Here is a 26,585-nt window from a genome sequence, read left to right as displayed (position 1 = left end):
GCAGGGAGCGCCGCCATGGCGCTCCCTGACGGCTTCAGGCCTGCGAGTTCTTTTTCCAGTCACCATGCCCCGGCAGCAACAGGTTCAGGGCAATCGCCACCACGGCGCACAGGGCAATGCCCTTGAGGCCGAAGTCATCGGGCCCGGTTCCGGTGCCGACCAGCACCCCGCCGATACCGAACACCAGGGTTACCGAGACGATCACCAGGTTGCGCGCCTCGGCCATGTCGACCTTGTGGCGAATCATCGTGTTCAGGCCCACCGCTGCGATGGAACCGAACAGCAGGCACAGGATGCCGCCCATCACCGGTACCGGAATGCTCTGCAGCAGCGCGCCGAACTTGCCGACGAACGCCAGGCTGATCGCGAAGATCGACGCCCAGGTCATGATCTTGGGGTTGTAGTTCTTGGTCAGCATGACCGCGCCGGTCACTTCCGCATAAGTGGTATTGGGCGGTCCGCCGAACAGCCCGGCGGCAGTGGTGGCAATGCCATCGCCCAGCAGGGTGCGGTGCAGGCCGGGTTTCTTCAGGTAGTCACGACCGGTCACGCTGCCCACGGCGATCACGCCACCAATGTGCTCGATGGCCGGTGCCAATGCCACGGGCACAATGAACAGGATGGCCTGCCAGTTGAACGCCGGCGCCGTGAAGTGTGGCAGGGCCAGCCAGGAAGCTGCGGCGATCTTGGCCGTGTCCACCACACCGAAGACGAATGCCATGGCGAAGCCGACCAGTACCCCGGCGATGATCGGCACCAGGCGAAAGATGCCCTTGCCGAACACGGCGACGACGATGGTGGTGAGCAGCGCCGGCATGGAGATCCACATGGCTGTGGCGTAGGGGATCAGTTCGGTGCCATCGCCGGCCTTGCCCATCGCCATGTTGGCGGCGATCGGCGCCATCGCCAGGCCGATGGAAATCACGACCGGGCCGATTACCACGGGCGGCAGCAGGCGGTCGATGAAGCCGGTGCCCTTGATCTTCACCGCAAGCCCGAGGAAGGTGTAGACGAATCCGGCCGCCATGATCCCGCCCATCGTCTCGGCCAGGCCGAACTGGCCCTTGGCGAGAATGATCGGTGTGATGAAAGCAAAGCTCGATGCCAGGAATACCGGCACCTGACGACCCGTCACCAGTTGGAACAGCAACGTGCCCAGGCCCGCAGTGAACAGCGCCACGTTCGGGTCCAGGCCAGTGATCAGCGGCATCAGTACCAGCGCGCCGAACGCCACGAAGAGCATTTGCGCGCCTGACAGCACCTGCCGCCAGAGCGGATCGTTGAACTCGTCCTGCATGGGTCAGGCGTCCTTCTGCTTGGTGCCGAAGATCTTGTCACCGGCATCGCCCAGCCCGGGGATGATGTAGCCATGCTCGTTCAGGCGCTCGTCGATCGAGGCGGTGTAGATCTGCACGTCGGGATGTGCCTTTTCCACGGCGGCAATGCCCTCGGGGGCAGCCACCAGCACCATGGCGCGGATTTCCTTGCAGCCGGCCTTCTTCAACAGGTCGATGGTGGCAACCATGGAGCTCCCGGTGGCCAGCATCGGGTCGATGATCATCGCCAGGCGCTCGTCGATTTCATCGACCAGCTTTTCCAGGTAGGTGTGCGCCTGCAACGTATCTTCGTTGCGCGCAACGCCGACGGCGCTGACCTTGGCACCCGGGATCAGGCTGAGCACGCCGTCGAGCATGCCGATGCCGGCGCGCAGGATGGGCACCACGGTGATTTTCTTGCCCGCGATCTTTTCGACCACCACCGGGCCGGCCCAGCCTGCAATTTCGTAGTTTTCCAGGGGCAGATCCTTGGTGGCCTCGTAGGTGAGCAGGGCTCCCACTTCCTGGGCGAGCTCGCGGAAGTTCTTGGTGCTGATGTCGGCACGGCGCATGAGGCCGAGCTTGTGGCGGATCAGCGGGTGGCGGATCTCACGGATAGGCATGGGGAAAGGCTCCGAACGGGCAAAAAAAACGGCGGTAGATTAATCTATTGTATCGGGCTGTCCTATAGACATACTGCACGTTAGTGCATGAAAGCCTGGATTGTGCTTGATTCATGCCAGGTGTGTGCGTACCTTTGCCCGCTTTTCTTCCACCGCCCCCCTTGGAGAGCGTCATGTCCGCTGATCTCGAGCACATCCGTCAAGTCATGCGAGAGGCCGACTGCCTGTACACAGAAGCCCAGGTCGAGGCTGCCATCGCCAAGGTCGGCGCACAGATCAACGCTGAACTGGCCGACCGCAACCCCGTGGTGTTCTGCGTGATGAACGGCGGGCTGATCTTCTCCGGCAAGCTGCTGACCCATCTGGATTTCCCGCTGGAGGCGTCGTACCTGCACGCCACCCGCTATCGCAACGAAACCCGCGGCGGCGATCTGTTCTGGAAGGCCAAGCCGGAAATCTCTTTCATCGACCGCGACGTGCTGATCATCGATGACATCCTGGACGAGGGCCACACGCTCAGCGCCATCATCGATTTCTGCAAGCACGCCGGCGCCCGCGCCGTGCACACCGCCGTGCTGATCGACAAGGACCACGACCGCAAGGCCAGTCCCGACCTCAAGGCCGACTTCGTGGGCCTGCCGTGCATCGACCGTTATATCTTCGGTTACGGCATGGACTACAAGGGCTACTGGCGCAACGCTGCGGGTATCTTCGCCGTCAAGGGGATGTAAGGCCTCCCTCCCGAAACCGACCCCGGGTTTATTGCATTCCTCCAGACCCATGGCGCGCACCGCCGACGCGGCTCGCGCCGCTGCTACAGGGGTTGCGGGCGCTGCCGACGCGGCTTGCGCTGCTGCTACAGGGGTTGCGGGCGCTGTCGGACGCGGCTTGCGCCGCTGCTACAAGGGTTGCGGGCGCTGCCGGACGCGGCTTGCGCCGCTGCTACAGGGATTGCGGGCGCTGTCGGACGCGGCTTGCGCCGCTGCTACAGGGGTTGCGTGCGCTGTCAGACGCGGCTTGCGCCGCTGCTACAGGGGTTGCGTCGTTCTTGTAGCAGCGGCGCGAACCGCGTCCGGCCTCGCCGCAGACCCGCCCCCCTTGCAACATGCTAAAGTCCGCGGCTCTTCCACAAGGAGCCGCCCATGCGCCTGACCGTTGCCGCCATTGCCTTGCTGACCTGTCTGCCGCTGGCCGCAGCGCCTGTGCATGGGCTCGTACATGAACAGTTCCTGCCGCCCGATGAGCAGTCCCTGCGCGAAGGCGATCCGCAGCAGCAACTGGTGCAGGTGACCAGCTACTCGGTGGTCATGGGCAATCAGCGCCTTTCCAACCAGCAGCCCATACCGGTGACCGCGCCCATGCTGTTGCGCTTGAAGGGCAAGGCATTGAGCAAGGACGCGAAACTGGCCGAAGTGCTGATCACCTTCGATGGCGAGAGCAAAAGCCTGAAGCGGCCAGCCTTCGATGCGGCCACTGGCACCTTGGCCCTGACCTATCCGCTGAGCCAGTACCGGATCCTGCTCGACCTGCTGCGCAACGACACCGTCTACGTGCAGTTCCTCAGCTACCCCAATGGGCATGTCTGGGCCGATCTGCACACCGGCAGCCTACGCGCGCGTTGAGCCCATCGCCAAGCCGAGGGTAAACTGCCTGCCCCGTGAATGACCGTGATAGCGAGTTGGAGTCGGTAATGCGTAAAGACAAGAAGCAATTGATTGGCGACGAGATCGGCGATGAGCAGATCAAGCTGTTCCTGAATTTCGAGCCGGTCGATGCCACCTCGCCGTCGCTGCACAAGCTGATCAAGGCGTACCGTGGCCTGCGCGTCGATGATTTCGCACGCTTTCTGGTGTTCTTCAAGGAAGCCGGTTACGAGTTCGACGGCAAGGACGAACACGGCAACGATTTCATCACCTTGATTCGCGACCAGCGCAACGCCCAGGAATACATCGACCTGATCCAGCGAGCCTGAAACGACCCCTGTAGCAGCGGCGCAAGCCGCGTCGGCGGCACGCGCGGTGTGTCTGTAGAAACGCGGTGAGCCCGGACGCGGCTTGCACCGCTGCTACAAGGGCGGTGCCACCGGACGCGGCTTGCACTGCTGCTACGGGAGCGATGCAATTCCCTGTAGCAGCGGCGCGAGCCGCGTCGGCGGTACGTGCGGTGTATCAGGCGTAATGCTGCACGCCGTCCGCTTTTTCCGCGAGCTCGAGCGCCACGTCGCTGTCATGGCTGACGCGACGGTAGGTTTCGGCATCGTTCGCCAGCACCTGTTCACGGGCAGGGAAGATCTCCGCCAGCTTGGTCGCCCACGCCTGTGATCGGGTCTGCTCGGGGAAGCAGCGTTCCAGCAGGTCGAGCATGATCGACACGGTCACTGAGGCACCTGGTGATGCACCGAGCAAGGCCGCCAGCGAACCGTCGGCGGCAGATACCAACTCGGTGCCGAATTGCAGCACGCCGCCTTTCTTCGGATCCTTCTTGATGATCTGCACGCGCTGGCCAGCCACCTCCAGGCGCCAATCCTCGGCCCGGGCCTGCGGGTAGAAGCGCCGCAGCGAATCCAGGCGCTGCTCCATGGACTGACGCACTTCGCTCATCAGGTACTTGGTCAGGTCCATGTTGTCGCGGGCCACGGCCAGCATCGGGCCGATATTCGCCGCGCGCACCGACAGCGGCAGGTCGAGGAACGAGCCATGCTTGAGGAACTTGGTGGTAAAGCCGGCGTAAGGGCCGAACAGCAGCGACTTGTTGCCATCGACCACGCGAGTGTCCAGGTGGGGCACGGACATGGGCGGTGAGCCCACCGCCGCCTGGCTGTAGACCTTGGCCTGGTGCTGCTTGACCACCTCGGGATTGTCGCAGCGCAGCCACTGGCCGCTGACCGGGAAACCACCGAAGCCCTTGCCCTCTTCGATCCCGGACATCTGCAGCAGTGGCAAAGCAGCACCGCCTGCGCCGAGGAATACGAATTTGGCGTCGATCTCGCGGGTATTGCCGGTGTTGACGTCCTTGACGCTGACCGTCCAGCCAGTACCCTTGCGCGCCAGGCCGGTGACCTTCTTGCAGTACTTCACCTGCGCGCCGGGTGCGCTGGCCAGATGAGCCAGCAGCTTGTTGGTCAAGGCGCCGAAGTTGACGTCGGTACCGCCCATCACACGGGTGGCACTGATTTGCTGGTCGGCGGGACGCCCCGGCATCATCAGCGGCATCCACTCGGCCATCTTTGCCTTGTCTTCGGTGTATTCCATGTCGGCGAAGGCATGGTGGGCCTTGAGCATTTCATAGCGCTTCCTGAGGAAGGCCACACCCTTGTCACCCTCGACATAGCTCAGGTGCGGGACCGGGCTTATGAACGAACGTGCCGAGCCGAAGCTGCTCTTCCTGCTCAGGTAGGCCCAGAACTGCTTCGAGACCTCGAACTGAGTGTTGATCTGTACGGCTTTCTTGATGTCGATGGAGCCATCGGCGGCCTGCGGCGTGTAGTTGAGCTCACACAGGCCGGCATGGCCGGTCCCGGCGTTGTTCCACGGATTGGAGCTCTCCGCGGCACCGGAGTCCATGAGCTCGACGACTTCCAGCTTCAATGCCGGGTCGAGTTCCTTGAGCAGTACGGCCAAGGTGGCACTCATGATGCCGGCCCCTACCAATACCACGTCGACTGCTTCGTTTTGCGCCATTTAACGCGTCTCCAAAATCTTCAGCACCCATTGACAGCATGGGACCCCGGTACGTCTGTGCAGGCCTGGGTCGCCATGTCCGAATCTTCGCAACTGCATCGCTGAAATGGCCTGTGCCGACAAGTCTGCCGGGCATTGCCCATGAACTCACGTTCGGCCCGCCAACGCCATAGGACCATGGTTGATACGTGCGTTCAGCGAACTGGAGCCATCATGCGAAGCGTTCGATCCTTCCTCGTTGGGCTGTTCGGGACGCAGATAGTGCTGGTACAGATCCAAGACTTTTCATTTGCTCGCCACACTCTTGTGAAGTTGTGAAACCCGTTTATTTCACGCTCTTTTGGAGTCGTGAACCTCAAGAAGGCTGCTTGGAGGATCGGCAGCGGCAGGGTGGCACGAGCGAATGGAAACGCCAGCGCGTGACCTGCGTGGGCGGCTCTCTGTGGGCGGTGCGGAGGCCAAGACGAGTGTGTTGGCAGTGCTGCGAGGCCCGATCAGGAGACGTCCTTATAATCGGGGGAAGATTATAGCGATGAAACGCGGCGAGTTGATCGTTATTTACAGGCTTTTGGTGACCGGCCGGTCAGGCGTGCACGGCCCGAATCCCGCCAGCCCCCGTGGCACGGGAGCTGACGCGGGCATGGGCAGGCAATGGCTGGCCCAGCCATTGTGGGCGAATATCGCCAACCTCGACCCAACCCTCGCCGACGGGCGCCTGTTGGCACTGCTTGAAGGCGCGGCACAGGCCCTGCTGGTCGAGCGCGACGTAGCAACGGTAGGGCTGGCTGGCGCTGAACAGAGACTTGAGAAAACCCATGAGCGATTCTCCGTGTGGTGGCGTGCAGTGGACTGTAGACGCGATACTGCCCGCCGACGGTGACAGGCTGATGACACGGACCGCACCGCACTGGCCTGCACGCGTTTCATGGCTGGTCCATTGCCCGCAGGCCCCGCTATACTCGCGACTTATCCACTGCCCGTTGCCGGAGAGATGCGCATGTTGCACCGCCTGTTGTTCGCTATGATCGCTGTGACCAGTCTGACGTTGGTCGGTTGTGCCAACAGCCCGCAACAACTCAGCCCGCAGCCGCGCCTGACCTCGCAGTTCGCCGCCGTAGGCCAGGGCCAGGCAGTGGCCGTGCGTGTGGTCGACGGTCGACCTTCGCCGACCCTGGGCACCCGTGGCGGCCTGTATCCGGAAACCAGCGCGGTCAGCGTTGCCGCCAACGACGTGCTGCCCAAGCTGCAGGCCCAGGCCGAAGCGGCCGTGCGCCTGCTCGGCTTCACGCCCACCGGCAACAACGGCAGCGCACCCACGTTGACCATCACCCTGGCCGAGCTCAAGTACCAGTCGCCCAAGGACAAGATGTACGTCACCGAGGCCAACATCGGCGCCACGTTCAAGGCCGACGTGACCAACGGTGGCCGCCACTACAGCGGCCGCTATGGCGCTTCCTTGAACCAGCGTTTCGGCATGGCGCCGAACCAGGAAACCAACACCAAGCTGGTCAGCGATGTGCTGAGCGATGCGCTGACGCGCGTGTTCAAGGACGCCACCATCGGCCAGACCCTGTCCCAGAGCAATTTCTGACAGCCTCTGCCAGCCATGAAAAAGCCCGCGATGTTCGCGGGCTTTTTCATGGGCCGGATTCGGCTGCGTGCAGGCTTCAGGCCGCCTGCAGGTGGAAGTCGAGCACGCTGATGCCCGTGCCCAGGTCCAGATCGGGCCAGTCACCGTGCTGATGACCGCCTAAGGCGCAATACACCAGCCACTGTCGGTCCTGGACATTGAACGCCAGGGCGTCGATCAGGGCTTCCTGCTCGTCGCTGGCGGTAATGTGGTAGAGACGATCCTGGTTCAGGGCGTGCAGCATGATGGGCATCCGAAGCGTGTTGGGTGAGGGTGCAACACGATGCCTGTTTTGTATGAAGGGTGCATGAAGGGCGCATGACAGACCCATGACGGCCGCATGACACCCCATGCCCCAGAGTGACCCTAGAGCGGCAGCCCTGCCTTGACGCGATACTGGTTGCGCACCGGCGTGGCGTATTGCACCACCAGGAACGGTCGTTGTTCCACCGGGCACTCGCGCAGCCGTCGCAGCCATTCGGCACGCGCCTTTTCCAGCTCGGCGGCCGGAAATACATCGGCTGCCACAGGTACCTGCAGCTCGGGGTCGGCATCCGCCCACTGCGCGTAGGCCAGGTAGTGCACCGGGAACAGGCGATAGCCGCCCAGGATCTGCCGATCGATCTCCATGGCCAGCTGCTTGGTGTCTTCGAACGACTCGGTGATGGGCGAGGCAAAGTTGATGTGCACGCGGCCCTTGTAGCCGGTAATGCCCTGGGCAATGCTGACGTCGTCTTCGCCAGGTGCCTTGTTGTAGGCGCCCTTGGTTGCACGGATGTACAGCTCGCGCGCCTTGGCCTGATCGCAGGGGTCGTATTCGTAGCTGATCGACACCGGCGTCAGGTTCAGCGCCTTGATGGTTTCGCCGAAAGGCTCATCCTTGCGGCTCATGTGAAACATCTTGAGGATCGCCGAGTCGGTGCGGTCGTCGCCGTCCTTGGCGCGGCCTTCGGCCTGGGCAATCCAGATCGAGGCGCAGTCGTGGCGGATCGAGTGGTTGATGTAGGCCGAGAGCAGCTGGTAGGACGCCAGCTTTTCACGCCGCCCAACCAGCGAGCGATGAACGATGAAGCTTTTGTTCAGGCGCATCAGGTCGCTGACGAAAGGCTTCTGCAGCAGATTGTCGCCGATGGCAATGCGCGGCGTCGGCAGGCCTGCGTGGTACACGGCGTAGTTGACGAACGCCGGGTCCATGACGATATCGCGATGGTTGGCCAGGAACAGGTACGCACTGCCGGACTTGAACTGCTCGACACCGGTGTAGGTCACACCGTCGGTGGCGCGGTCGATGGTGTGGTCGACGTAGAACTCGACCTTGTCCTGCAGGGTGGCGACGTTGTTGACATCCTTGAACTCGCGGCGCAGGCGCCGTGCGATCAACGGCTTGAGCAACCAGCCAAAGGTCTTGGCCTGACGCGGGAAGCGGAAGTGGGTGAGGATATCCAGAAATGCCGGGTCGCTGAGCAGCCGTGCCAGAACGGCAGGTACTTCGGCGTCGTCGTACGGTCGGATGGCATCGAATTCGCCCATCATGCTCTCTTGTTGGAAACGGCTAAGGTAAAGGTACAGGCGCAAGGTTGTGGGCAAAGGGTAGGGGCCCATGTAGCCAACGGCCTGCAAACAGAGTGGCGATTATACGCACAAGTGAGCCGTGGAGGCCGCGATGCTGGAAACCCAAGATTACGATTGCCCCTATTGCGGAGAGCCGGCCGAAGCGGTGCTCGACCTGTCGGGTGGCGATCAGCACTATATAGAAGACTGCCCGGTGTGCTGCCGCCCCATCGTGTTCGCGTTGCACACCGACGGCGAGCAATGGTCGCTGCACGTGCGCAGCGAGAACGAGTGATGCAGCGCATCTACGAGCCTGCAAGCCTGCTCGAAGCGCAGATGCTTTTGGGCATGCTGGAGAACGAAGGTGTAGGTGTGCATCTGGCTGGCCGGGATCTGGTTGGCGGCATGGGCGACCTGCCCGCGATGGGCCTGCTGGGTTTGCTGGTGGCCGACGAGCAGGCCGATTACGCACGGCAGTTGATCGGTGAGTACAATGCCGCGCTGCCCATGTCGGGCGACGAGCCCGACAGTTTTCCCGGGGTTCTGCTGTGCTGACCCCTCAAGAGTTTTTGCCTGATGTGTGGACGTTTTGCCTTGTTTCGCTGGTCACCCGGTTTCGCCGCACAGGAGGGCTTTCCCGAAGGCCAGCAGGCGCAGTGGAATATTTCCCCGGGTGATTCGGTGCTGATCCAGCGTCGGGAGGGAGACCGCTCGACCCTGGCCAAGGCTCGTTGGGGGCTGACCCCGCCGTGGCTGACCGATCTGTCGCGAACCCCCGCCCATGCGCGTGCCGAGACGGTGGCCGAGCAGCCGATGTTTCGCGAGGCCTTGCGTCTGCGGCGTTGCCTGATTCCGGCCAACGGCTTCTACGAGTGGCGGGGCAATGTGCGCAAGCGGCCTTTCTGGCTGACGCCAGGGGAGGGTTCTTCATTGTTTTTCGCGGGTATCTGGGAAGCCTATCCGGTGCAGGAGCAAGTCTGGTTGAGCACTGCAGTGGTGACTCAGCCGGCCATGAGCCAGCGCCGGCCGTTGATCCTCGATGCCGCCGGGCAGGCAGCCTGGCTGGACCCGGAAACCCCCTTGGCTGCCCTGCAGTCGCTGCTCGCCGCACCTCAGGCCGCCCTGCGCGAGCGTCCACTGGCCAATCTGGTCAACGACCCCAAACTCAATGCCCCGGAGTGCCTGACCCCGGCGTGAGTCTTTGCACAGACCACGTCGCCTGTTCGCGGCCACGGAACGCTCCTACGGGTTCGCGCGGTGCAACTGTAGGAGCGGTCCGTGGCCGCGAAACGGGCACCGCGGTGCATCGGGCGGACTGCTTGCGCAGGTGTCGTGTCCGATACTCACCGTGTAGGATACCCGCCAGGTTTCCCAGGAGAGTCCCAATGGGCAAGTTCTTCATTCCGGCCACCTTGGCCGTCAGCCTTCTGCTGGCCGGTTGTCAGGCCGTCAACACCACCAGCTCGGGCGCTGTGGGTGTGGAGCGCAAGCAATACATGTTCAGCATGCTGTCCACCGATGAGGTGAACAAGATGTACGCCCAGTCCTACCAGCAGACCTTGACCGAAGCCAGTGGCAAGGGCGTGCTCGACAAGACCAGCGCCGAAGCCAAGCGCGTCCAGGCGATCGCCGATCGGCTGATCGCCCAGGCGCCCAAGCTGCGCCCGGATTCGGCACAGTGGCAATGGGAAGTGAACCTGATCAAGAGCGACGAGCTCAACGCCAACTGCGGTCCCGGCGGCAAGATCATTTTCTACACCGGCCTGATCGACAAACTGAAACTCACCGACGATGAGATCGCCGCCGTGATGGGCCATGAAATCGCGCATGCCTTGCGTGAGCACGGCCGCGAGTCGATGTCCAAGGCCTACGGCATCCAGATGGCCCGCAACGGGGCAGGGGCGCTGCTGGGGCTGGGCGAAGACAGCCTGAAGCTGGCCGATACCGTGGTCAACTACAGCCTGACCTTGCCCAACAGCCGCAGCAACGAGAACGAAGCCGACCTGTTCGGGCTGGAGCTGGCGGCGCGGGCAGGGTACGACCCCAATGCCGCCATCACCCTGTGGAACAAGATGACGGCAGCAGCAGGCAGCAATTCGCCACCGGAATTCATGAGCACACACCCGGCTTCAGCCAGCCGGATATCGTCACTGCAGGCGGCCATTCCCAAAGTCATGCCGTTGTACGAGCAGGCGAAGAAATCCTGATGGACCGCGGCGCCTGATTCGCGGGCAGAGACCCGCTCCCACAGTAGATCTTCTGTGGGAGCGGGTCTCTGCCCGCGAAGGCCGCACCGCTAAGCTACACCCAGCCGCTGACCTTCATCGCCTGATACACCGCAACGAACGCCAGAATGAAAAACGCCCCCGAGGCCAGCCGGCGGATCAGCGTCAGCGGCAGCTTGTCGGCGGCAAAATTGCCCGCTAGTACCACCGGTACATTGGCAATCAACATGCCCAGCGTGGTGCCGATGATGACCATCAGCAAGTGCGGGTACTGCGCTGCCAGCATCACCGTCGCAACCTGGGTCTTGTCGCCGATCTCGGCAATGAAAAACGCGATCAGCGTGGTCATGAACGGCCCGTAGCGCCGCGCGGTGTTGGCTTCGTCGTCGTCGATCTTGTCCGGTATCAGGGTCCACAGAGCGGTCGCGGCGAAGCTTGCCGCCAGGATCCAGTGCAGGGCGGCGTCGGAGAAGAAGCCGCTGAACCAGGCGCCCACTGCACCTGCCGCCGCATGGTTGGCCAGGGTTGCGGCGACGATGCCGGCGATGATCGGCCAGGGCTTGCGAAAGCGTGCCGCAAGGATCAGCGCGAGCAACTGGGTCTTGTCGCCAATTTCGGCCAAGGCCACCAGCCCGGTAGGGACAAGCAGGGATTCCAACATCAGGAGCGTTCCTATGGGGGCGGGTCGACACGGCTATGACACGAACAGCCTCCCCGCCCCGGGTAAGGTGTGCGTGTCATAGGTCTTGTCAAACCCGGGCCGTCTGTGCGGCCGCTGGGTCGCACGCGCCATGGCCTGAGGGCCAAGTATGTTGACGCGTGCCATGCGAGCTGGCGCTCGCGGGAGACTACTCCCCTAGGACGGTGCGGATTCTGCCTAGGCAATCACGATAGGGCAAGCGAAGATTTGGCTATTTGATGGCACGATAGACCTTGAAGCCGCGCCCCTCGGACAGCGTCTGGCAGCGCCCGAAAGCGCCCTCGATCAGCGGTTGATAACGCAGGAAACTATTGGCAACCAAGCGAAGTTCGCCGCCTTTTTTCAGATGTTGGCTGGATTTTTCCAGCAGATTCTCTGCGGCGTGGTAACTGGTGTGCACCCCGGCATGGAACGGTGGATTGCTGATGATGGCATCCAGATGCAGCGGCGCGGCGTCGATACCGTCACCGGTAATGACATCGGCATCCAGCCCGTTGGCCGTCAGGGTCAGACGGCTGCTGGCGGTGGCGAAGGCATCGACATCGAGCAAGGTCAGCTGGTTGTCCGGGTAGCGCCGCTTGAGACTGGCGCCGACCACGCCGGCGCCGCAGCCGAAGTCCAGCAGATGGCCGCGAGGAAGGCCACCGATGTGATCGAGCAGCAGTTCGGTACCACGGTCCAGCCGACCATGGCTGAATACCCCCGGCAGGCTGATCACGGTCAACGGCTCACCGGCGATCTCCAGCTCATAGCGCTGCGCCAGGCTTTCCAGGTCCACGGCCGCTGGTGCCTGGTCGACAGTCACCTGCCACAGCTGGCAATGCCGTGCGCTGTCCAGCTTGCGCGGCTTGCCGAAGGCATGCAGCAGCTTCGCCGCGCCCTCGATGCCGCCACGCTTCTCGCCTACCAGGTACAGCTCACGCCCCTGCAACCGAGCGGCCAGGGCATTGAGCAGGTAGCTGGTCAGGTCGCGGGACTTGGGCAGGAACAACACCGCGCCATCGAACGGCGTCTCGGGGACGTTGACGCCGAAATGGCTGCGACCCTCGAAGCGCGCGTCCAGCGCTGCCTGGTCGCCGGCATGCCAGCACCAGCCGGCGGCGTTCGGCAACTGGCCGAAGAGGTCGTCGGCAGGCAGCCCGGCCAGCAGCAGTTGACCTTGAAACAAGTTGGCCTGACGAAGCAGCACTTCACTGCGCGGGTCCATGGGAGGGCTCCTGGCAAAAGCGCGGATTCTAGCAGACCAGGGCCGGTTTCAGACGCTGCGGATGGGCTGGCCAGCGAAGAAGGCCGTGGCATTTTCCGCCAGTTGGCCAATGATGCGCTGGCGCGCCTCGACACTGCCCCAGGCACTGTGCGGGGTAATGATCAGGCGTGGGATGTCGTCGGCCAACAGGGGGGTGCCGTCTACCGGTGGCTCGACGCTGAGCACGTCGGTGGCCGCACCGCCCAGGTGGCCACGACGCAAGGCATCGGCCAGGGCCTGCTCGTCGATGATGCCGCCGCGCGCGGTGTTGACCACGAAGGCGCCGGGCTTGAGCAGCGCCAGTTCGGGTGCGCCGATCATGTGTCGGGTGTGCTCGTTGAGCGGGCAGTGCAGGGTCAGCGCGTCGATCTGCGGCAGCAGTTCATGCAGCGGCAGGCGATCTGCGCGTGCCGGGCGGCCGGGAATCTGCCCCGACAGCACGCGCATGCCGAAGGCTTCGGCCAGCCTGGCAACCGCGCCGCCCAGCTCGCCATGGCCCAGCAGGCCGAGGGTCTTGCCCTCCAGTTCGACGATGGGGAAATCCAGCAGGCAGAACTGCTTGGCTTGCTGCCATTTGCCGGCTGCGATGGCGCGCTGATAGTCGGGCAGTCGGGTCGCCAGGGCGAGCAACAGCATCAAGGTGTGCTGGGCCACCGATGGGGTGCCGTAGCCCTGGCAGTTGCACACGGTGATACCCAGTTTGCGCGCGGCCGCAAGGTCGACGTTGTTGGTGCCCGTGGCCGACACCAGTACCAGCTTGAGGTCCGGGCAGGCCTGCAGGGTCGCGGCATCCAGGGCGATCTTGTTGCTGATGACCACGTTCAGGCCGCGCAGGCGCTCGGGCAGTTGCGCAGGCGTCGTGCTGGGGTAGAACTGCAGGTCTTCGAAGCAGGCCTTGAGCGCGGCAGGGTCCAGGTCACCCAGGTCCAGGGAGCTGTAGTCGAGGAAGGCGGCACGGGTAGCGGGCATGGGTGAACCTCTTGAAGGGGATGTGGATGTTCTACCATAGCTGCTGGATGAAAATCTTGTGGCCCTGGCCTGCTGACCTGAGGTAGCGTCCGGGGCTGTTTTTTGCAATCACCGTGTTTGCATCTGCCGCGCCTGGAGCCTGCCGTCATGTACTGGACCGAATTTCTCACCGTTGCCTTCATCCACTTGCTGGCGGTGGCCAGCCCGGGTCCGGATTTTGCGGTGGTGGTGCGCGAAAGCGTCAGCCACGGGCGCCGGGCCGGTCTGTGGACCGCGCTGGGGGTGGGCACGGCGATCTTCGTCCACGTGAGCTATTCACTGCTGGGGATCGGCCTGATCGTGTCCCAGTCCATCGTGCTGTTCAATGTGCTGAAGTGGGCCGCTGCGGCGTACCTGCTCTACATCGGTTTCAAGGCCCTGCGCGCCAAGCCGGCCGCGGTCGACGTGCAGGCCAGCAGCGCGGCGCCGGTCCAGCGCACGCCCAAGGGCGCGTATGTGGCCGGGTTCATGACCAATGGCCTGAACCCCAAGGCCACCTTGTTCTTTCTTTCCCTGTTTACCGTGGTCATCAGTCCGCACACGCCGCTGCCGGTGCAGGCCGGTTACGGCGTGTACCTGGCGCTGGCCACGGCGCTGTGGTTCTGCCTGGTCGCCATGCTGTTCAGCCAGCGCCGGGTGCGCGAAGGCTTCGCGCGCATGGGCCATTGGTTCGACCGCGCCATGGGCGTGGTGCTGGTGGCGCTGGGGGTGAAGATCGCCCTGAGTGAAATACGCTGAAACCTGCCGCGCGCTGGCGTCGGATAGCGCTTCTGGCTGGCTATAATGGCGGCGCAGTGCCCCTTGCCAGCACCCTAACGAACAGAGAACAGCGGAACATGGATCAGCGTCGATGAACTCAGTACACCTGTCCTGTCGCCGGGCCAGATTACCCCTGGCAGTTGGTCTGGCGACGCTTGCCGGGCCGGCGCTTGCCGTCAGCTTCAACATCGGCGAAATCGAGGGTCAGTTCGATACCGCGCTGTCGGTCGGCGCCAGCTGGTCCACGGCCGGGGCGAACCGCAACCTGATCGGCGCCAACAATGGTGGCTCGGGCCTGTCGCAGACCGCCGACGACGGTCGCTTGAACTTCAAAAAGGGCGAAACCTTTTCAAAGGTCTTCAAGGGGCTGCACGACCTGGAACTGAAATACGGCGACAGCGGCGTCTTCATTCGCGGCAAGTACTGGTACGACTTCGAACTCAAGGACGAAGGCCGTCCCTTCAAGGACATCAGCGACGTCCATCGCAAGGAGGCCGCGCAGTCCTCCGGCGCACAGCTTCTCGACGCGTTCGTCTACCACAACTACGCCATCGCCGATCAGCCAGGCGGCGTTCGCCTGGGCAAGCAGGTGGTCAGTTGGGGCGAGAGCACCTTCATCCAGAATGGCATCAATGCCCTCAACCCGATCGACGTCTCGGCCTTGCGCCGACCCGGTGCCGAGATCAAGGAAGGGCTGGTCCCGGTCAATCTGTTCTACGTCTCGCAGAGCCTGACCGACAACCTCTCGGCCGAGGCCTTCTACCAGCTCGAATGGGACCAGACGGTGGCTGACAACTGCGGCACGTTCTTCGCCCGGGCAGACGTTGCCGCCGATGGCTGCAGCGACAATCTGCGCCTGCTGAGCAAGCGCTCGGGCCTGCCTGCCGCTGATCTTCCAGCGCTTGCCGCTGCCGGTGTGAATGTCAACGAAGAGGGGGTGCTGGTGCGCCGCGGTGCGGACCGCGATGCGCGCGACAGTGGCCAGTTCGGCGTGGCGCTGCACTACAACTACGACCCTTTGGACACCGAGTTCGGTGCCTACTTCATGAATTACCACAGCCGCCTGCCGCTGTTCAACGCCACCGGCGCATCGACCGCGACCTATGCATCAGCGTCGCGCGCCGGGGCTTTGGCGCCGTTGCTGGTGGCCGGCAATTCCAGCTACTTCTACGACTACCCCGAAGACATTCGTCTTTACGGGCTGAGCTTTTCCACCACGCTGCCTACCGGCACTGCCTGGAGTGGCGAAGTCAGCTACCGGCCCAATGCACCCGTGCAGCTCAACACCACCGACATTCTCTATGCCGGTGTTCGCCCGCTGGGCGGCACCTACAGCAATGCGTCGCTGCTCGACGGCACGCCCGGCCAGGACTTGAAGGGCTACCGCCGCAAGGAAATCACCCAGCTGCAGACCACCCTGACGCATTTCTTCGATCAGGTCATGGGCGCAGATCGGTTGACCGTGGTGGGCGAGGTGGGCGTTACCCATGTCGGTGGCCTGGAGAGCAGTTCGCGCAGGCGCTACGGTCGCGACGCGGTGCATGGTCCCGGTGCGTTGCCCGCCACCAATGGCCTGGACACCTGCGCAACGCTCCTCAACACCGGTACCCTGGCCGCTGCGGGTCCCGGTGCCTCGACCCGTAATCTGTCGCGCAACTGCACCGATGGCGGCTTCACCACCAGCACTTCATGGGGCTATCGCGCCCGCGCCATCTGGGACTACAACAGTGTGCTCCCTGGGATCGACCTGCGCCCCAGCGTGGCGTGGTCGCACGATGTGTCCGGCTATTCGCCAAGCCCCGGCGGCAATTTCGAGGAAGGTCGCAAGGCGGTCAGCCTCGGGCTCGACGCCGAGTACCAGAACACCTACACGGCGAGCCTGTCGTACACCAACTTCTTCGACGGCAAGTACACCACGGTGGATGACCGCGACTTCGTCGAACTCAGCTTCGGCGTGCATTTTTAAGCGGCACTGTGCAAGCCGCTGGCGTCGAGCCTGGTCGGCCCGGTCTGGGGAATCTTTCCCGGGTTTTGCCGTCCAAAGCAGTCAGAGGTCCATGACCCGCCGCATTCTGTTTTGCAGATTTCCGCCTTGTAGTAGGAGTTGCCCATGTTTACCTCGCGTCGCTTGATCACTGCCGCCGCTGCCATCGCCCTGTTGTCCGGGTGCGCGTCGCAGAATCCGTATGAAAACCAGGGCCAGGCCCAGGGTTCGTCGGGCATCAGCAAGACCGCCAAGTATGGCGGGCTGGGTGCACTGGCCGGTGCCGTGGCCGGTGCCGCCATCGACCACAACAACCGCGGCAAGGGTGCCTTGATCGGCGCTGCCGTGGCGGGTGCCGCTTCGGCAGGCTATGGCTACTACGCCGACCGCCAGGAAGCCGCGCTGCGTGAAAGCATGGCCAACACCGGGGTCGAAGTGCAGCGCCAGGGCGATCAGATCAAACTGATCATGCCTGGCAACATCACCTTCGCCACCGACTCGTCGAACATCTCCAGCAGCTTCTACTCGCCATTGAACAACCTGGGCAATTCGTTCAAGCAGTTCAACGAGAACAACATCGAGATCGTCGGCTACACCGACAGCACCGGCAGCCGCCAGCACAACATGGACCTGTCGCTGCAACGCGCCCAGGCGGTCAGCAACTACCTGACCTCCCAGGGTGTCGATGGCTCGCGCCTGTCGGTCCGCGGCGCAGGTCCCGACCAGCCGATCGCCAGCAATGCCGACGCCAACGGCCGCGCCCAGAACCGCCGTGTCGAAGTCAACCTCAAGCCGATTCCAGGCCAGCAATACCCGCAGCAGTAATCACTGCTTCGGCCATGAAAAATCCCGCTCTGGCAGCGGGATTTTTCATGGGTGATCAGTGTGTCTCGAGTCGCTCGAGCGTCGCGTCCTTCTGCGTCCACAACGCGTTGACCCATGCCTGAAAACGAGCCCGGTACTCGTCGTCCTGATCGTAGCTGTGACCGATGAATTGCGCCGGAATCGGCAGCTCTTCGAATAGCACATGGATCTCGCCTACCCGACCGCACAGTAGATCCCAGAACCCGGGGGCGCCCTTGGGATAGAACACCGTCACGTTGACCATCGACTGCAGTTGCTCGCCCATGGCATCGAGCACGAAAGCAATGCCACCGGCCTTGGGCTTGAGCAGATGGCGAAACGGTGATGCCTGGGCCGCGTGCTTGGCCGGGGTGAAGCGCGTGCCTTCGGCGAAGTTGAAGATGGCGGTCGGCTTGCCGCGAAACTTGGCGCAGGCGCGGCGCGTGGTGAGCAGGTCTTCGCCTTTCTTTTCCGGATGCCTGGCCAGATAGGCCTTGGAGTAGCGTTTCATGAACGGGAAGCCGAGCGCCCACCAGGCCAGGCCAATGACCGGCACCCAGATGAGCTCGCGCTTGAGGAAGAACTTCAGCGGGCGAATGCGCCGGTTCAGCACGTATTGCAGCACCAGGATATCGACCCAGCTCTGGTGGTTGCTGGTCACCAGGTAGGAGTGCTGGTAGTCCAGGCCTTGCAAGCCCTCGACTTTCCAGCCGATACCGCCGAGCAGGTTCATCCAGGCCTTGTTGTTGCTGATCCAGGCTTCGTGGATGTGGCGCATCAGTTCGTCGGTCACACGCTGCGCCGCCGCGAACGGCAGGCACAGCTTGATCAGGCTGACGATGAAAAGCGGCGTGCAGCAAACGAGGGTGTTCAGCGCCAGCAGCAGCGCGGCGCACAGGCCGGTAAGCGTTTTCAAGAGAAGGGTCCTAGAGGTCGATGGTGCGGTTGGCCTGGATGGCAGTCAGGGCAATGGTGTAGACGATGTCATCGACTTGAGCGCCACGCGGCAGGTCGTTGACCGGTTTGCGCAGTCCTTGCAGCATCGGCCCCAGGCTCACGCAATCGGCGCTGCGCTGGACCGCTTTGTACGTGGTGTTGCCGGTGTTCAGGTCGGGAAACACGAACACCGTCGCGCGACCGGCGACCCGGCTGTCCGGGGCCAGTTGGCGCGCCACGTTTTCATTGGCGGCCGCGTCGTATTGCAGCGGGCCGTCGATCAGCAGATCGCGCTGGATCTCCTGGGCCAACTGGGTGGCCTCACGCACCTTCTCGACTTCTTCGCCACTGGCCGAGTTGCCACTCGAATAGCTGATCATCGCCACTCGCGCGGCAATGCCGAAGGCTTCGGCGGAGTCGGCGCTCTGCAGGGCGATCTCTGCCAGTTCCGCAGCACTGGGGTGCGGGTTCATCACGCAGTCGCCATACACCAGCACCTGATCGGGGAACAGCATGAAGAACACCGAGGACACCAGGCTGCAGCCGGGCGCGGTCTTGATCAACTGCAGGGCCGGGCGGATGGTGTTGGCAGTGGAATGGACGATGCCCGACACCAGGCCATCCACTTCATCCAGGGCCAGCATCATGGTGCCGATCACCACGTTGTCTTCCAACTGCTGCTCGGCCATGGGCGCGTTCAGGCTTTTGCTCTTGCGCAGCGCAACCATCGGGTCCACGTAGCGACCGCGGATCAGGTCGGGGTCGAGTATCTCGAGCCCTTCGGGCAGCGCGATGCCGTGGGCGCTGGCGACCGCCTGCACCTCGTCTGGCTTGGCCAGCAGCACGCAGCGTGCAATGCCGCGCGTCTGGCAGATGGCGGCCGCCTGGATGGTCAGGGGGTCGTGACCTTCGGGCAGCACGATGCGCTTGTCGGCCTGTTGCGCGCGTTGGATCAGCTGATAGCGGAATACCGCCGGTGACAGGCGCAGTTCGCGCGGGGTACCACAGCGCTGGTGCAACCATTGGGCATCCAGATGGCCAGCGACGAAATCGGTGATGATCTCCGCGCGCTCGCGGTCATCAATGGGGATTTCCTTGTTCAGCTGGTTCAGGCGCGTGGCGGTGTCATAGGACCCCGTGCTCACCGACAGCACCGGCAGGCCGGCCTGCAAGGCGCCCCGACACAGCTCGAGAATGCGCGGGTCGGGCAGGGTGTCGCTGGTCAGCAGCAGCCCGGCCAGGGGCATGCCGTTCATGGCGGCCAGGCTCACTGCCAGAATGATGTCGTCACGGTCGCCTGGGGTGACCACCAGAACCCCCGGTTTGAGCAGCTGCACGGTATTGAGCACCGTGCGCGCGCAGATGATGATCTTGTTCATGCGCCGCTGCTCGTAGTCACCGGCGTTGATCACCTGGGCGCCGAGCAGCTCGGCCACGTCGCGCGTGCGCGGGGCGTTGAGGTCGGCCTGATAGGGAATGCAGCCGAGCAGGCGAAAATCGCCGCCACGCAGCAGAGGCGAGTGTTCCTTGAGACGGGCGGCGAAGACGTCCATGCCTTCATCGGTGCGGACCTTGTTGAGGATGACGCCCAGCACCTTGGGATCACGCGGGCCCCCGAACAGTTGCGCCTGCAACTCGACCCGGCCGGAAAGCTCGGCGAGCACTTCGTTCTCGGCACTCGACACCAGAATCACGTCGGCATCCAGGCTTTTCGCCAGATGCTGGTTGACCCTGGCCGCATAACTGGCGTGGCGCGTGGGCACCATGCCTTCGACGATGACCACGTCGTTGCCGACGCAGGCCTGCTGGTACAGCGTCAGGATCTCTTCAAGCAACTCGTCGAGCTGGCCATCGCCCAGCATGCGTTCCACATGGGCCAGGCCCAGGGGCTTGGGAGGTTGCAGGCCATGGGTACGGGCGACCAGTTCGGTCGAGCGTTCCGGGCCCTGATCGCCGGGATGTGGCTGGGCAATGGGCTTGAGAAAGCCGACTTTCAGGCCGGCGCGCTCCAGGGTGCGCACCAGCCCCAGGCTGATGGAGGTCAGGCCGACGCCAAAATCGGTCGGCGCGATGAAAAATGTTTGCATGCGAGCTTCTCGGGTGAGCTTCGGGCTGCACGCTACAAGCATCACGCCACGGCCCGCAAGTAGAAACGAATCGCGCCGCAGGCAGTCATAACCTCAAGATGCGTGCAGAAGGCCTAACGGCCGCGCGCATCGTGTCCGGTCGACCACTGGCCGAGTGGGTTCGCTTTCACGCCATCCCTTGGTTACACTTGGTCGTTCTACATTCTTATGCAAAAGGTCTTACCTCATGCTGATCGCCGCCAACAAGGCTGTCTCCATCGAATACACCCTGACCAACGACGCCGGTGAGGTTATCGACAGCTCCGCCGGCGGCGCGCCGCTGGTCTATCTGCAGGGCGCTGGTAACATCATCCCCGGCCTGGAAAAGGCGCTGGACGGCAAGCAGGTCGGCGACGACCTGGACGTCGCCATCGAGCCTGAAGATGCCTATGGCGAGTACGCGGCCGAGCTGGTCAGCACCTTGTCGCGCAGCATGTTCGAAGGCGTCGACGAGCTGGAAGTGGGCATGCAGTTCCACGCGTCCGCGCCTGATGGCCAGATGCAGATCGTGACCATCCGCGATCTGGATGGCGACGACGTCACCGTCGACGGCAACCACCCGTTGGCCGGTCAGCGTCTGCACTTCAAGGTCAAGGTCGTCGACATCCGCGACGCCAGCCAGGAAGAAATCGCCCACGGCCACGTGCATGGCGAGGGTGGTCATCACCACTGATCTGGGCAAGGCGCTCTTGCGAGCGGCCAGGCGCAGATGCAACAAGGGGCACGTCAACGACGTGCCCTTTTTTGCCCCGCCACATCGCTACCCCTGTAGGAGCGGTCAGCGGCCGCGAAGGGGCGCTGCGGTGTTGGCCAGGGCCACTGAAGACGTCAGGTAGCACGCACCGCTCAGCTGCTTCTCGAACTGCTCGACGATGGCCGCCCAGCCCTGACGGCTGGCATGTCGGCGCGCATTGAGGCGGACCCGCCGCAAGTTCTCTTCATTTTCCAGCAACCAGCCCGCCGCCTCGAGAAACGCCGCCTCGTCGCCCGGCATTGCCAGGGCGCCACTGTGCCCGTGGCGAATGTGCTGCGCGGCGGCGGCCTCATCGTAGGCCACCACGGCCAGCCCTGATGCCTGTGCTTCCAGAACCACGTTGCCGAAGGTTTCAGTGAGGCTGGGAAACACGAAGATATCGCCGCTGGCGTAGTGTTCAGCCAGCACCTCGCCGCGCAATGCCCCGCAGAATATCGCCTCGGGTATCTTTTGCTGCAGGTTGCTTCGCCGCCCCCCGTCACCTACCACGATCAACTTCATCACGCGCTGTGGATACTGCGCCTGCAGATGGCTGAAGGTGCGTGCGAGCAGGTCCAGATTCTTCTCTCGCGCCAGGCGTCCGACATGGATCACCGCCAGGTCGCCCTCCGCCAGTTCCCAACTCTGGCGCAACGTCAGGCTGCGCCGCGCAGGATGAAACAGCTGACCATCGACGCCGCGCGCCAGCAGATGCAAGCGCTCGAAGCCGCGTCGTTGCAATTCCAGGCGTTGGCCGTGGCTGGGCACCAGGGTCATGTGCGTACGGTTGTGAAACCAGCGCAGATAATGCGTCACCACACGCGTCAACAGCCCCAACCCACTTTGTGCGGCGTATTGCTGGAAGTTGGTATGAAAGCCGCTGACCACCACGATACCCAGCAGCCGTGCCGCGCGCAGTGCGCTCAAGCCCAATGGACCCGGTGTGGCGACATACACCACATCGGGCCGCCTCGAGCGCCAGTGCCGCACCAGCCGCCGCCCGGACGACTCGCCCCACTGCAGCCCCGGATAGCCGGGTATCGGCCAGCCGCGACACAACATCACATCGTCGCCAAGGCCTCTGTCCTGTGCCTGTCGCGGACGCACCACATCCACACGGTGCCCGCGGCTGCGCAACCCTTCGCACAGATACTCGAGCGTACTGGCGACCCCGTTTATCTCGGGGGCGAAGGTTTCGGTAACCAGGGTGATATGCAGAGAGGGAGCTGTCATCAGCTCAGTTTCGAAGCGTTGTGTTGCGCGAGTGTGGCGCTTTCATGAGGTTTTTATGACTTCAAGTTTCCAGTCGAAGAGTATTTCGCGTAATTCCTGCCACGGATGTTGTGGCTCGCAGCTGTCATTAGCGCATTTCGCCATGTGATTCGAATTGAAAGGCTGAGAAGAGGTTGAATACGTTTGCAATCCGCCGCACTCGACGCAAAAGATTTCACGTTCCATGATATGCCAGGAAACATGCCAGTGCTTCAGTCGTTTATCAGCGAAAAAAGTCGGAATCATCACAGCCTCGCGATGGTTGCAATTGCGACGTGGGAGCAAGCGTACAGTATCTTGATAGAGTTTCATGACGAAGCGACCGAGCCTACACATGGGCGGGAATCTTCAGATCATTTTTCTCGCCCATGGCTCTGCCCACCCAGCCTCCGATCAATCCGCCCATGATCGGCGCGAGCCAGAACATCCAAAGCGCTGCTGCCGCGGCTATCGCTCCAGCAACCTGAGCCAGTACGTAGGGCAATACTTCACTGGAAGAGATCCTGCCACCGGCCCACAGTCCAACGTTGACGGCAGGGTTGAAGTGCCCCCCCGAGATAGGCCCTACCGCATACGCCATGGTGAGCACGGTCAAACCGAACGCCAGCGACACACCCGCGAATCCAATACCCAGTTCCGGGAATTTGGCGGCGAATATGGCACTTCCACACCCCCCGAACACAAGCCAGAATGTGCCCAGGAACTCAGCTGCCAGTTTCCGATTCATATTGATGATGCTCCAGTAGTTCAAGGTGATAGTTGCAAATCAACCTGACTACTGGAATGCACAGGTTACATCTTGAAGGCGCGATGTAAGGCAGTGGGATGTTACCGTTGCCAACCGCTGTGCGCGGCGTGGCTGGAAAGAACTGAAGAAACGTGTCAGGCGTTTGGCAATGACGCAAACGTTTCTGGGTAGAGGTAGAATAGTCGATTATGAACTGGCCGTAATCATTAACGACCAGTGGTTATCGCCAAAGACTTATTGTCGCTCGCGCACCCAGAACAATGTCGCGCCTGCCACCGCTGCAGGCATCATCAAAACGTTTACTCCCGGGATCAGCAGTGCCAGGTAAACGATGCCGCCGAAACTGAGGCTGCGCCAGCGCTTCTGCCGCAGCCAGGCGAGCATGTCCTGCCAACTCATCTTGTGGTTGTCGGCGGGGTAGTCGATGTACTGAAGAAGCAAGCCACATCGCCTGAGAACCACGCAAATCAATACCCTTTCCCAAGGGAATAGGTGGGAAATGTATCAGCTAAGTGGAATCGTGCAAAGGCGGCAGGCGGTGCGGTGCTCGGTTCATCACTTCACACTTAAGACGTACAGAGCTTGGGTGGGAATGATGGCGCGCCTGTTTCGATGAGTTCTTTGGGGTGGTTTGCACGTGAGCGGCTGGTTACCTGATTTGAATGAGGTAACACTCCCTACGAGGCACTTGGACCCGGGATTCAGCCCTCATGCGTGCCGACGATAGCTATTGGTCGACTCGACCTCAGAGCTCTCCTAGCTCGCTTTTCCAGTGCCACGCGGCAAAATAAAGACCCAGCGTTGCACATTAATTTATGTCCATGTAGAATATCGATGTGTGCTGGTTTGCGTGCACGCTGTATCATGTCAGCCATGACCTATGAAGAATTCCAGCGGCAATTGGGTAAGGCCGGCATGAGCGTAAAGGAGTTTGCAGGGTTGCTTGGGATGAACCGCAATTCCATTACGAATTGCTCTGCACGCGGCGAGATTCCATCCCACCTAGCAGTTATTTCGGTGTTGATGGCCGAGATGGCTGAGCATCAAATCGACTTCAGGAGTGCGTTGGCGCGCATCGAGATTGTGCCAAAGAGGCCACGCGGCGCTGGGGCGAAAGGCAAGTTTGGCGGTAGCCCCCAAGAACCTCCCACCCTCAGTTTAGATTAAGAGAAGCTTAATGAGCAGTATCGAACTATTCGCAGGTGCCGGTGGCTTAGCCATGGGTATGGCCCGTGCTGGCTTCCGTCATTCGGCTGTCGTTGAGTGGAACAGTGACGCTTGCCAAACGATTCGCGAAAACCGGTCCCACTATGCTGTTACTGAGCAAGACTTTTTATTGTTCGAGGGAGATGCTCGGAGTTTTGATTTTCAGCCGTACATCGGCGATGTAGAAATAATCTCTGGTGGTCCTCCTTGTCAGCCATTTTCGCTAGGAGGAAAGCACGGGGGTAATTTGGATGAGCGGGATATGTTCCCTACTGCCGTGCAAGCGGTACGAGAGACCAAGCCCCGAGCTTTCATTTTTGAAAATGTGAAGGGGTTACTCCGTCAGAGCTTCGCTAGCTATTTTGAGTACGTTTATCTTCAGCTCAGCTATCCGGACGTTGTTAGGAGAGGAGGCGAAACTTGGGCTGAGCATTTGTCTCGGTTGGAAGGACTACATACCTCCGGTAAGGTCAAACCTGCCTACAACGTTGTCTTCCGGCTGCTCAATGCGGCGGACTACGGTGTACCGCAAAAGCGTGAGAGGGTATTTCTCGTGGGGTTCAGAGCCGACCTGGAGGCTCAATGGTGTTTTCCTGAGCCTACTCATTCAGAGGACGAGCTGCTGATCGCGAAATGGGTATCAGGGTCCTATTGGGATGAGCATAAGGTGTCGGCACGTGCAAGGCCTCGCCCGCCAGAGAAGCTTGCAAAGCGGATATTCCAGTTGGCTAGGTCCTTGGAAGGAAATCAGCGGCTCCATCGATGGGCGACTGTGCGAGATGCAATAGCAGGACTTCCTGATCCCGAACAACCATCGTTGTTTCCTGTTCCGAACCATACTTTTAACCCTGGAGCTCGGTCCTATCCGGGGCATACCGGCAGCCCGATGGATGAACCTGCAAAGACCTTGAAGGCAGGGAATCATGGCGTCCCAGGTGGCGAAAATATGCTGGTTCGGACGGATGGGTCAGTGCGTTATTTCACTGTACGAGAGGCGGCAAGGATCCAGACCTTCCCGGACGACTATGTCTTTCATGGCTCCTGGTCTGACACGATGAAGCAGCTGGGAAATGCGGTACCTGTTCGTTTAGCGGAGGTGGTCGCCTCTTCAGTCTCAGCAGCTTTGAAGGAAAAAAGCTGAGGGCAGCTTCCGTTCGGTGAATAAATCGGCATAATCTCGTGAGAGATAGGGAGGTTATGTCGATGCGTCATTGTTTTGAAGAACTGGAGTTTGATCTGCCTTCGGCGCTTCTAAATCAGCTGGTCAAGCTGTTTGAAGAGATGGTTGAAGGTCCCCTTGATGCGGCAACGGTCCAAGGGATCGACGATGCTCAGGGTGTATACCAGCTATTCTTCAATGGGACCTTGGTTTACATCGGTAAAACGGATGCTCAGGCGGGGTTACGTGCACGATTACTGCGTCATGCCATTAGAATTCGGTCTCGTCGTAATCTCTCCCACAATACCATTGGATTCAAGGCTGTCAGGGTTTTTGTATTTACCGCGATGGACTTGGAAGAGTTGCTGATCAAGCACTACAAAACTAGCCCAACTCCGCCGACGTGGAATCTAAGTGGTTTTGGATCTAACGATCCAGGTCGGAACCGCGATCATACCCTTCTTAAAGATGGTCACTTTGATAAAAGTTATCCTATCGACCTTGAACTGCCAGTGAGCCTCGTCCTCAAAAGTGGCGAAGCGTCAGCTGCGGATGTTTTGGCCCAACTTAAGGGGCAGTTAGACTACAATATCAGATTCGAAGGGGGCGCTGGTAAATCTAAAAGCCCACATCCTGAACTAGTTGCCGCCACAGTTCAACTTGCGAAAAATAATGACACTGTGCTCAACATTTTGCGACGGGTAAAGGCGGCGCTTGGATCAGATTGGCAAATTACAGCCCTGCCGGGCTATGTGATCGTTTACCGTGAATCAACGAATTACAAAGAAGGCATCAAAATAGAATCCATATAGTTGACTTGTTGGACGTAAGTAGCGCCAC

27 protein-coding genes, 2 pseudogenes and 1 riboswitch are annotated in these 26,585 nt (G+C 61.8%); of the genes and pseudogenes, 15 read left to right on the top strand and 14 right to left on the bottom strand.

Annotated features, from left to right (window positions below; genetic code table 11):
* Window positions 1-34 precede the first annotated feature (34 nt).
* Together ONG87_RS17165 and upp are read right to left on the bottom strand one after the other, a co-directional pair.
* Window positions 35-1,297 (bottom strand): uracil-xanthine permease family protein, encoded by a 1,263-nt coding sequence (locus ONG87_RS17165; RefSeq protein WP_264381725.1) that lies wholly within the window; start codon window positions 1,295-1,297, stop codon window positions 35-37.
* A 3-nt stretch (window positions 1,298-1,300) separates the two neighbouring features.
* Window positions 1,301-1,939 carry a uracil phosphoribosyltransferase gene (upp, locus tag ONG87_RS17160; protein ID WP_122475209.1) on the bottom strand — a complete coding sequence of 213 codons (639 nt, stop codon included), beginning with the start codon at window positions 1,937-1,939 and terminating at the stop codon, window positions 1,301-1,303.
* Window positions 1,940-2,112: 173 nt separating this feature from the next.
* Here upp and ONG87_RS17155 point away from each other — a divergent pair, with 173 nt between their 5' ends.
* The 3 genes from ONG87_RS17155 to ONG87_RS17145 all read left to right on the top strand — a co-directional run bounded on the left by ONG87_RS17155 (window position 2,113) and on the right by ONG87_RS17145 (window position 3,911).
* Window positions 2,113-2,670: a hypoxanthine-guanine phosphoribosyltransferase gene (locus ONG87_RS17155; RefSeq protein WP_122475207.1), complete on the top strand. Its 558-nt coding sequence runs from the start codon at window positions 2,113-2,115 to the stop codon at window positions 2,668-2,670.
* A 411-nt stretch (window positions 2,671-3,081) separates the two neighbouring features.
* Window positions 3,082-3,561 (top strand): hypothetical protein, encoded by a 480-nt coding sequence (locus ONG87_RS17150; RefSeq protein WP_122475206.1) that lies wholly within the window; start codon window positions 3,082-3,084, stop codon window positions 3,559-3,561.
* A gap of 68 nt (window positions 3,562-3,629) precedes the next feature.
* Window positions 3,630-3,911, top strand: coding sequence for a PA4642 family protein (locus tag ONG87_RS17145; RefSeq protein ID WP_122475204.1), 282 nt, complete (start codon window positions 3,630-3,632; stop codon window positions 3,909-3,911).
* Between the two features lie 196 nt (window positions 3,912-4,107).
* Here ONG87_RS17145 and mqo read toward each other — a convergent pair whose 3' ends face one another.
* Both mqo and ONG87_RS17135 read right to left on the bottom strand, forming a co-directional pair.
* On the bottom strand, window positions 4,108-5,619 hold the full coding sequence (gene mqo / locus ONG87_RS17140; RefSeq protein WP_264381724.1) for a malate dehydrogenase (quinone): 1,512 nt from the start codon (window positions 5,617-5,619) through the stop codon (window positions 4,108-4,110).
* 583 nt (window positions 5,620-6,202) lie between these two features.
* Window positions 6,203-6,436, bottom strand: coding sequence for a hypothetical protein (locus ONG87_RS17135; RefSeq protein WP_122475201.1), 234 nt, complete (start codon window positions 6,434-6,436; stop codon window positions 6,203-6,205).
* A gap of 180 nt (window positions 6,437-6,616) precedes the next feature.
* Here ONG87_RS17135 and ONG87_RS17130 point away from each other — a divergent pair, with 180 nt between their 5' ends.
* On the top strand, window positions 6,617-7,210 hold the full coding sequence (locus ONG87_RS17130; RefSeq protein WP_122475200.1) for a YajG family lipoprotein: 594 nt from the start codon (window positions 6,617-6,619) through the stop codon (window positions 7,208-7,210).
* Window positions 7,211-7,286: 76 nt separating this feature from the next.
* Here ONG87_RS17130 and ONG87_RS17125 read toward each other — a convergent pair whose 3' ends face one another.
* Both ONG87_RS17125 and ONG87_RS17120 read right to left on the bottom strand, forming a co-directional pair.
* A complete protein-coding gene (locus ONG87_RS17125; protein WP_192054690.1) occupies window positions 7,287-7,493 on the bottom strand; it encodes a hypothetical protein in 207 nt (68 codons plus the stop codon).
* A 122-nt stretch (window positions 7,494-7,615) separates the two neighbouring features.
* A complete protein-coding gene (locus ONG87_RS17120; protein ID WP_185795018.1) occupies window positions 7,616-8,782 on the bottom strand; it encodes a 1-acyl-sn-glycerol-3-phosphate acyltransferase in 1,167 nt (388 codons plus the stop codon).
* Between the two features lie 130 nt (window positions 8,783-8,912).
* Here ONG87_RS17120 and ONG87_RS17115 point away from each other — a divergent pair, with 130 nt between their 5' ends.
* From ONG87_RS17115 to ONG87_RS17100, 4 genes are all read left to right on the top strand, one after another.
* On the top strand, window positions 8,913-9,095 hold the full coding sequence (locus ONG87_RS17115) for a CPXCG motif-containing cysteine-rich protein (protein ID WP_122475196.1): 183 nt from the start codon (window positions 8,913-8,915) through the stop codon (window positions 9,093-9,095).
* Window positions 9,095-9,355: a DUF2007 domain-containing protein gene (locus tag ONG87_RS17110; RefSeq protein WP_122475195.1), complete on the top strand. Its 261-nt coding sequence runs from the start codon at window positions 9,095-9,097 to the stop codon at window positions 9,353-9,355. Before ONG87_RS17115 ends, ONG87_RS17110 begins: the two co-directional genes overlap by 1 nt.
* A gap of 21 nt (window positions 9,356-9,376) precedes the next feature.
* On the top strand, window positions 9,377-9,997 hold the full coding sequence (locus ONG87_RS17105; protein WP_264381723.1) for an SOS response-associated peptidase: 621 nt from the start codon (window positions 9,377-9,379) through the stop codon (window positions 9,995-9,997).
* A gap of 188 nt (window positions 9,998-10,185) precedes the next feature.
* Complete coding sequence (locus ONG87_RS17100; RefSeq protein WP_192102619.1) at window positions 10,186-11,007, top strand: M48 family metallopeptidase; 822 nt, start codon at window positions 10,186-10,188, stop codon at window positions 11,005-11,007.
* A gap of 94 nt (window positions 11,008-11,101) precedes the next feature.
* On the opposite strand, the gene ONG87_RS17095 is transcribed toward ONG87_RS17100, so the two are convergent.
* The 3 genes from ONG87_RS17095 to ONG87_RS17085 form a co-directional block, all read right to left on the bottom strand.
* Window positions 11,102-11,686, bottom strand: a complete 585-nt coding sequence (locus ONG87_RS17095; protein ID WP_122475190.1) for a TMEM165/GDT1 family protein — start codon at window positions 11,684-11,686, stop codon at window positions 11,102-11,104.
* Between the two features lie 23 nt (window positions 11,687-11,709).
* A riboswitch (yybP-ykoY riboswitch) is annotated at window positions 11,710-11,894 on the bottom strand.
* A gap of 42 nt (window positions 11,895-11,936) precedes the next feature.
* Window positions 11,937-12,932: a class I SAM-dependent methyltransferase gene (locus tag ONG87_RS17090; RefSeq protein WP_264381722.1), complete on the bottom strand. Its 996-nt coding sequence runs from the start codon at window positions 12,930-12,932 to the stop codon at window positions 11,937-11,939.
* Between the two features lie 48 nt (window positions 12,933-12,980).
* Window positions 12,981-13,940, bottom strand: coding sequence for a 2-hydroxyacid dehydrogenase (locus ONG87_RS17085; RefSeq protein WP_264381721.1), 960 nt, complete (start codon window positions 13,938-13,940; stop codon window positions 12,981-12,983).
* Window positions 13,941-14,087: 147 nt separating this feature from the next.
* On the opposite strand from ONG87_RS17085, the gene ONG87_RS17080 reads away from it, so the two are divergent.
* The 3 genes from ONG87_RS17080 (at window position 14,088) to ONG87_RS17070 (ending at window position 17,547) form a co-directional block, all read left to right on the top strand.
* Complete coding sequence (locus ONG87_RS17080; protein ID WP_264381720.1) at window positions 14,088-14,717, top strand: LysE family translocator; 630 nt, start codon at window positions 14,088-14,090, stop codon at window positions 14,715-14,717.
* A gap of 112 nt (window positions 14,718-14,829) precedes the next feature.
* A complete protein-coding gene (locus ONG87_RS17075; protein WP_264381719.1) occupies window positions 14,830-16,704 on the top strand; it encodes a DUF1302 domain-containing protein in 1,875 nt (624 codons plus the stop codon).
* Window positions 16,705-16,848: 144 nt separating this feature from the next.
* A complete protein-coding gene (locus tag ONG87_RS17070; RefSeq protein ID WP_122475182.1) occupies window positions 16,849-17,547 on the top strand; it encodes an OmpA family protein in 699 nt (232 codons plus the stop codon).
* Window positions 17,548-17,602: 55 nt separating this feature from the next.
* Here the strand turns inward: ONG87_RS17070 and ONG87_RS17065 are convergent, their stop codons facing one another.
* Window positions 17,603-18,481: an acyltransferase gene (locus tag ONG87_RS17065; protein WP_122475180.1), complete on the bottom strand. Its 879-nt coding sequence runs from the start codon at window positions 18,479-18,481 to the stop codon at window positions 17,603-17,605.
* Window positions 18,482-18,491: 10 nt separating this feature from the next.
* The gene (gene pta / locus ONG87_RS17060) at window positions 18,492-20,588 is read right to left on the bottom strand and encodes a phosphate acetyltransferase (protein WP_264381718.1); all 2,097 of its coding nucleotides are present in this window, start codon (window positions 20,586-20,588) and stop codon (window positions 18,492-18,494) included.
* A gap of 226 nt (window positions 20,589-20,814) precedes the next feature.
* On the opposite strand from pta, the gene ONG87_RS17055 reads away from it, so the two are divergent.
* Entirely contained in the window at window positions 20,815-21,300 is a 486-nt protein-coding gene (locus ONG87_RS17055; RefSeq protein WP_043192958.1) for a peptidylprolyl isomerase, read from the top strand.
* 105 nt (window positions 21,301-21,405) lie between these two features.
* On the opposite strand, the gene ONG87_RS17050 is transcribed toward ONG87_RS17055, so the two are convergent.
* From ONG87_RS17050 to ONG87_RS17040, 3 genes and pseudogenes are all read right to left on the bottom strand, one after another.
* The gene (locus tag ONG87_RS17050) at window positions 21,406-22,593 is read right to left on the bottom strand and encodes a glycosyltransferase family 1 protein (RefSeq protein ID WP_264381717.1); all 1,188 of its coding nucleotides are present in this window, start codon (window positions 22,591-22,593) and stop codon (window positions 21,406-21,408) included.
* 463 nt (window positions 22,594-23,056) lie between these two features.
* Window positions 23,057-23,359 (bottom strand): annotated as a pseudogene (locus ONG87_RS17045) (aquaporin); the annotation flags it as partial.
* Window positions 23,360-23,614: 255 nt separating this feature from the next.
* Window positions 23,615-23,815 (bottom strand): annotated as a pseudogene (locus tag ONG87_RS17040) (EI24 domain-containing protein); the annotation flags it as partial.
* A gap of 429 nt (window positions 23,816-24,244) precedes the next feature.
* Here ONG87_RS17040 and ONG87_RS17035 point away from each other — a divergent pair.
* The 3 genes from ONG87_RS17035 (at window position 24,245) to ONG87_RS17025 (ending at window position 26,557) form a co-directional block, all read left to right on the top strand.
* Entirely contained in the window at window positions 24,245-24,547 is a 303-nt protein-coding gene (locus ONG87_RS17035) for an XRE family transcriptional regulator (RefSeq protein ID WP_264381716.1), read from the top strand.
* Between the two features lie 10 nt (window positions 24,548-24,557).
* Window positions 24,558-25,727, top strand: coding sequence for a DNA cytosine methyltransferase (locus tag ONG87_RS17030; RefSeq protein WP_264381715.1), 1,170 nt, complete (start codon window positions 24,558-24,560; stop codon window positions 25,725-25,727).
* 62 nt (window positions 25,728-25,789) lie between these two features.
* Window positions 25,790-26,557: a GIY-YIG nuclease family protein gene (locus ONG87_RS17025; protein ID WP_264381714.1), complete on the top strand. Its 768-nt coding sequence runs from the start codon at window positions 25,790-25,792 to the stop codon at window positions 26,555-26,557.
* The last annotated feature ends 28 nt before the right edge of the window (window positions 26,558-26,585 follow it).

Source organism: Pseudomonas sp. MM227 (assembly GCF_947090715.1).
Classification (GTDB): domain Bacteria; phylum Pseudomonadota; class Gammaproteobacteria; order Pseudomonadales; family Pseudomonadaceae; genus Aquipseudomonas; species Aquipseudomonas baltica.
The sequence above is the reverse complement of the archived record's forward strand: the minus strand, read 5'-3'. Positions and strand labels throughout refer to the sequence as shown.

Excerpts from the sequence above, each read along its gene's own strand:
- ONG87_RS17070 (WP_122475182.1), top strand. The coding sequence starts at position 16,849 with ATGTTTACCTCGCGTCGCTTGATCACTGCCGCCGCTGCCATCGCCCTG.
- ONG87_RS17030 (WP_264381715.1), top strand. The coding sequence starts at position 24,558 with ATGAGCAGTATCGAACTATTCGCAGGTGCCGGTGGCTTAGCCATGGGT.
- ONG87_RS17050 (WP_264381717.1), bottom strand. The coding sequence starts at position 22,593 with ATGACAGCTCCCTCTCTGCATATCACCCTGGTTACCGAAACCTTCGCC.
- ONG87_RS17135 (WP_122475201.1), bottom strand. The coding sequence starts at position 6,436 with ATGGGTTTTCTCAAGTCTCTGTTCAGCGCCAGCCAGCCCTACCGTTGC.
- ONG87_RS17150 (WP_122475206.1), top strand. The coding sequence starts at position 3,082 with ATGCGCCTGACCGTTGCCGCCATTGCCTTGCTGACCTGTCTGCCGCTG.
- ONG87_RS17090 (WP_264381722.1), bottom strand. The coding sequence starts at position 12,932 with ATGGACCCGCGCAGTGAAGTGCTGCTTCGTCAGGCCAACTTGTTTCAA.
- ONG87_RS17035 (WP_264381716.1), top strand. The coding sequence starts at position 24,245 with ATGTCAGCCATGACCTATGAAGAATTCCAGCGGCAATTGGGTAAGGCC.
- ONG87_RS17025 (WP_264381714.1), top strand. The coding sequence starts at position 25,790 with ATGCGTCATTGTTTTGAAGAACTGGAGTTTGATCTGCCTTCGGCGCTT.
- ONG87_RS17115 (WP_122475196.1), top strand. The coding sequence starts at position 8,913 with ATGCTGGAAACCCAAGATTACGATTGCCCCTATTGCGGAGAGCCGGCC.
- ONG87_RS17165 (WP_264381725.1), bottom strand. The coding sequence starts at position 1,297 with ATGCAGGACGAGTTCAACGATCCGCTCTGGCGGCAGGTGCTGTCAGGC.
- ONG87_RS17145 (WP_122475204.1), top strand. The coding sequence starts at position 3,630 with ATGCGTAAAGACAAGAAGCAATTGATTGGCGACGAGATCGGCGATGAG.
- ONG87_RS17075 (WP_264381719.1), top strand. The coding sequence starts at position 14,830 with ATGAACTCAGTACACCTGTCCTGTCGCCGGGCCAGATTACCCCTGGCA.
- ONG87_RS17080 (WP_264381720.1), top strand. The coding sequence starts at position 14,088 with ATGTACTGGACCGAATTTCTCACCGTTGCCTTCATCCACTTGCTGGCG.
- ONG87_RS17120 (WP_185795018.1), bottom strand. The coding sequence starts at position 8,782 with ATGATGGGCGAATTCGATGCCATCCGACCGTACGACGACGCCGAAGTA.
- ONG87_RS17130 (WP_122475200.1), top strand. The coding sequence starts at position 6,617 with ATGTTGCACCGCCTGTTGTTCGCTATGATCGCTGTGACCAGTCTGACG.
- mqo (WP_264381724.1), bottom strand. The coding sequence starts at position 5,619 with ATGGCGCAAAACGAAGCAGTCGACGTGGTATTGGTAGGGGCCGGCATC.
- pta (WP_264381718.1), bottom strand. The coding sequence starts at position 20,588 with ATGCAAACATTTTTCATCGCGCCGACCGATTTTGGCGTCGGCCTGACC.
- ONG87_RS17155 (WP_122475207.1), top strand. The coding sequence starts at position 2,113 with ATGTCCGCTGATCTCGAGCACATCCGTCAAGTCATGCGAGAGGCCGAC.
- ONG87_RS17125 (WP_192054690.1), bottom strand. The coding sequence starts at position 7,493 with ATGCTGCACGCCCTGAACCAGGATCGTCTCTACCACATTACCGCCAGC.
- ONG87_RS17105 (WP_264381723.1), top strand. The coding sequence starts at position 9,377 with ATGTGTGGACGTTTTGCCTTGTTTCGCTGGTCACCCGGTTTCGCCGCA.
- ONG87_RS17085 (WP_264381721.1), bottom strand. The coding sequence starts at position 13,940 with ATGCCCGCTACCCGTGCCGCCTTCCTCGACTACAGCTCCCTGGACCTG.
- ONG87_RS17055 (WP_043192958.1), top strand. The coding sequence starts at position 20,815 with ATGCTGATCGCCGCCAACAAGGCTGTCTCCATCGAATACACCCTGACC.
- upp (WP_122475209.1), bottom strand. The coding sequence starts at position 1,939 with ATGCCTATCCGTGAGATCCGCCACCCGCTGATCCGCCACAAGCTCGGC.
- ONG87_RS17095 (WP_122475190.1), bottom strand. The coding sequence starts at position 11,686 with ATGTTGGAATCCCTGCTTGTCCCTACCGGGCTGGTGGCCTTGGCCGAA.
- ONG87_RS17100 (WP_192102619.1), top strand. The coding sequence starts at position 10,186 with ATGGGCAAGTTCTTCATTCCGGCCACCTTGGCCGTCAGCCTTCTGCTG.
- ONG87_RS17110 (WP_122475195.1), top strand. The coding sequence starts at position 9,095 with ATGCAGCGCATCTACGAGCCTGCAAGCCTGCTCGAAGCGCAGATGCTT.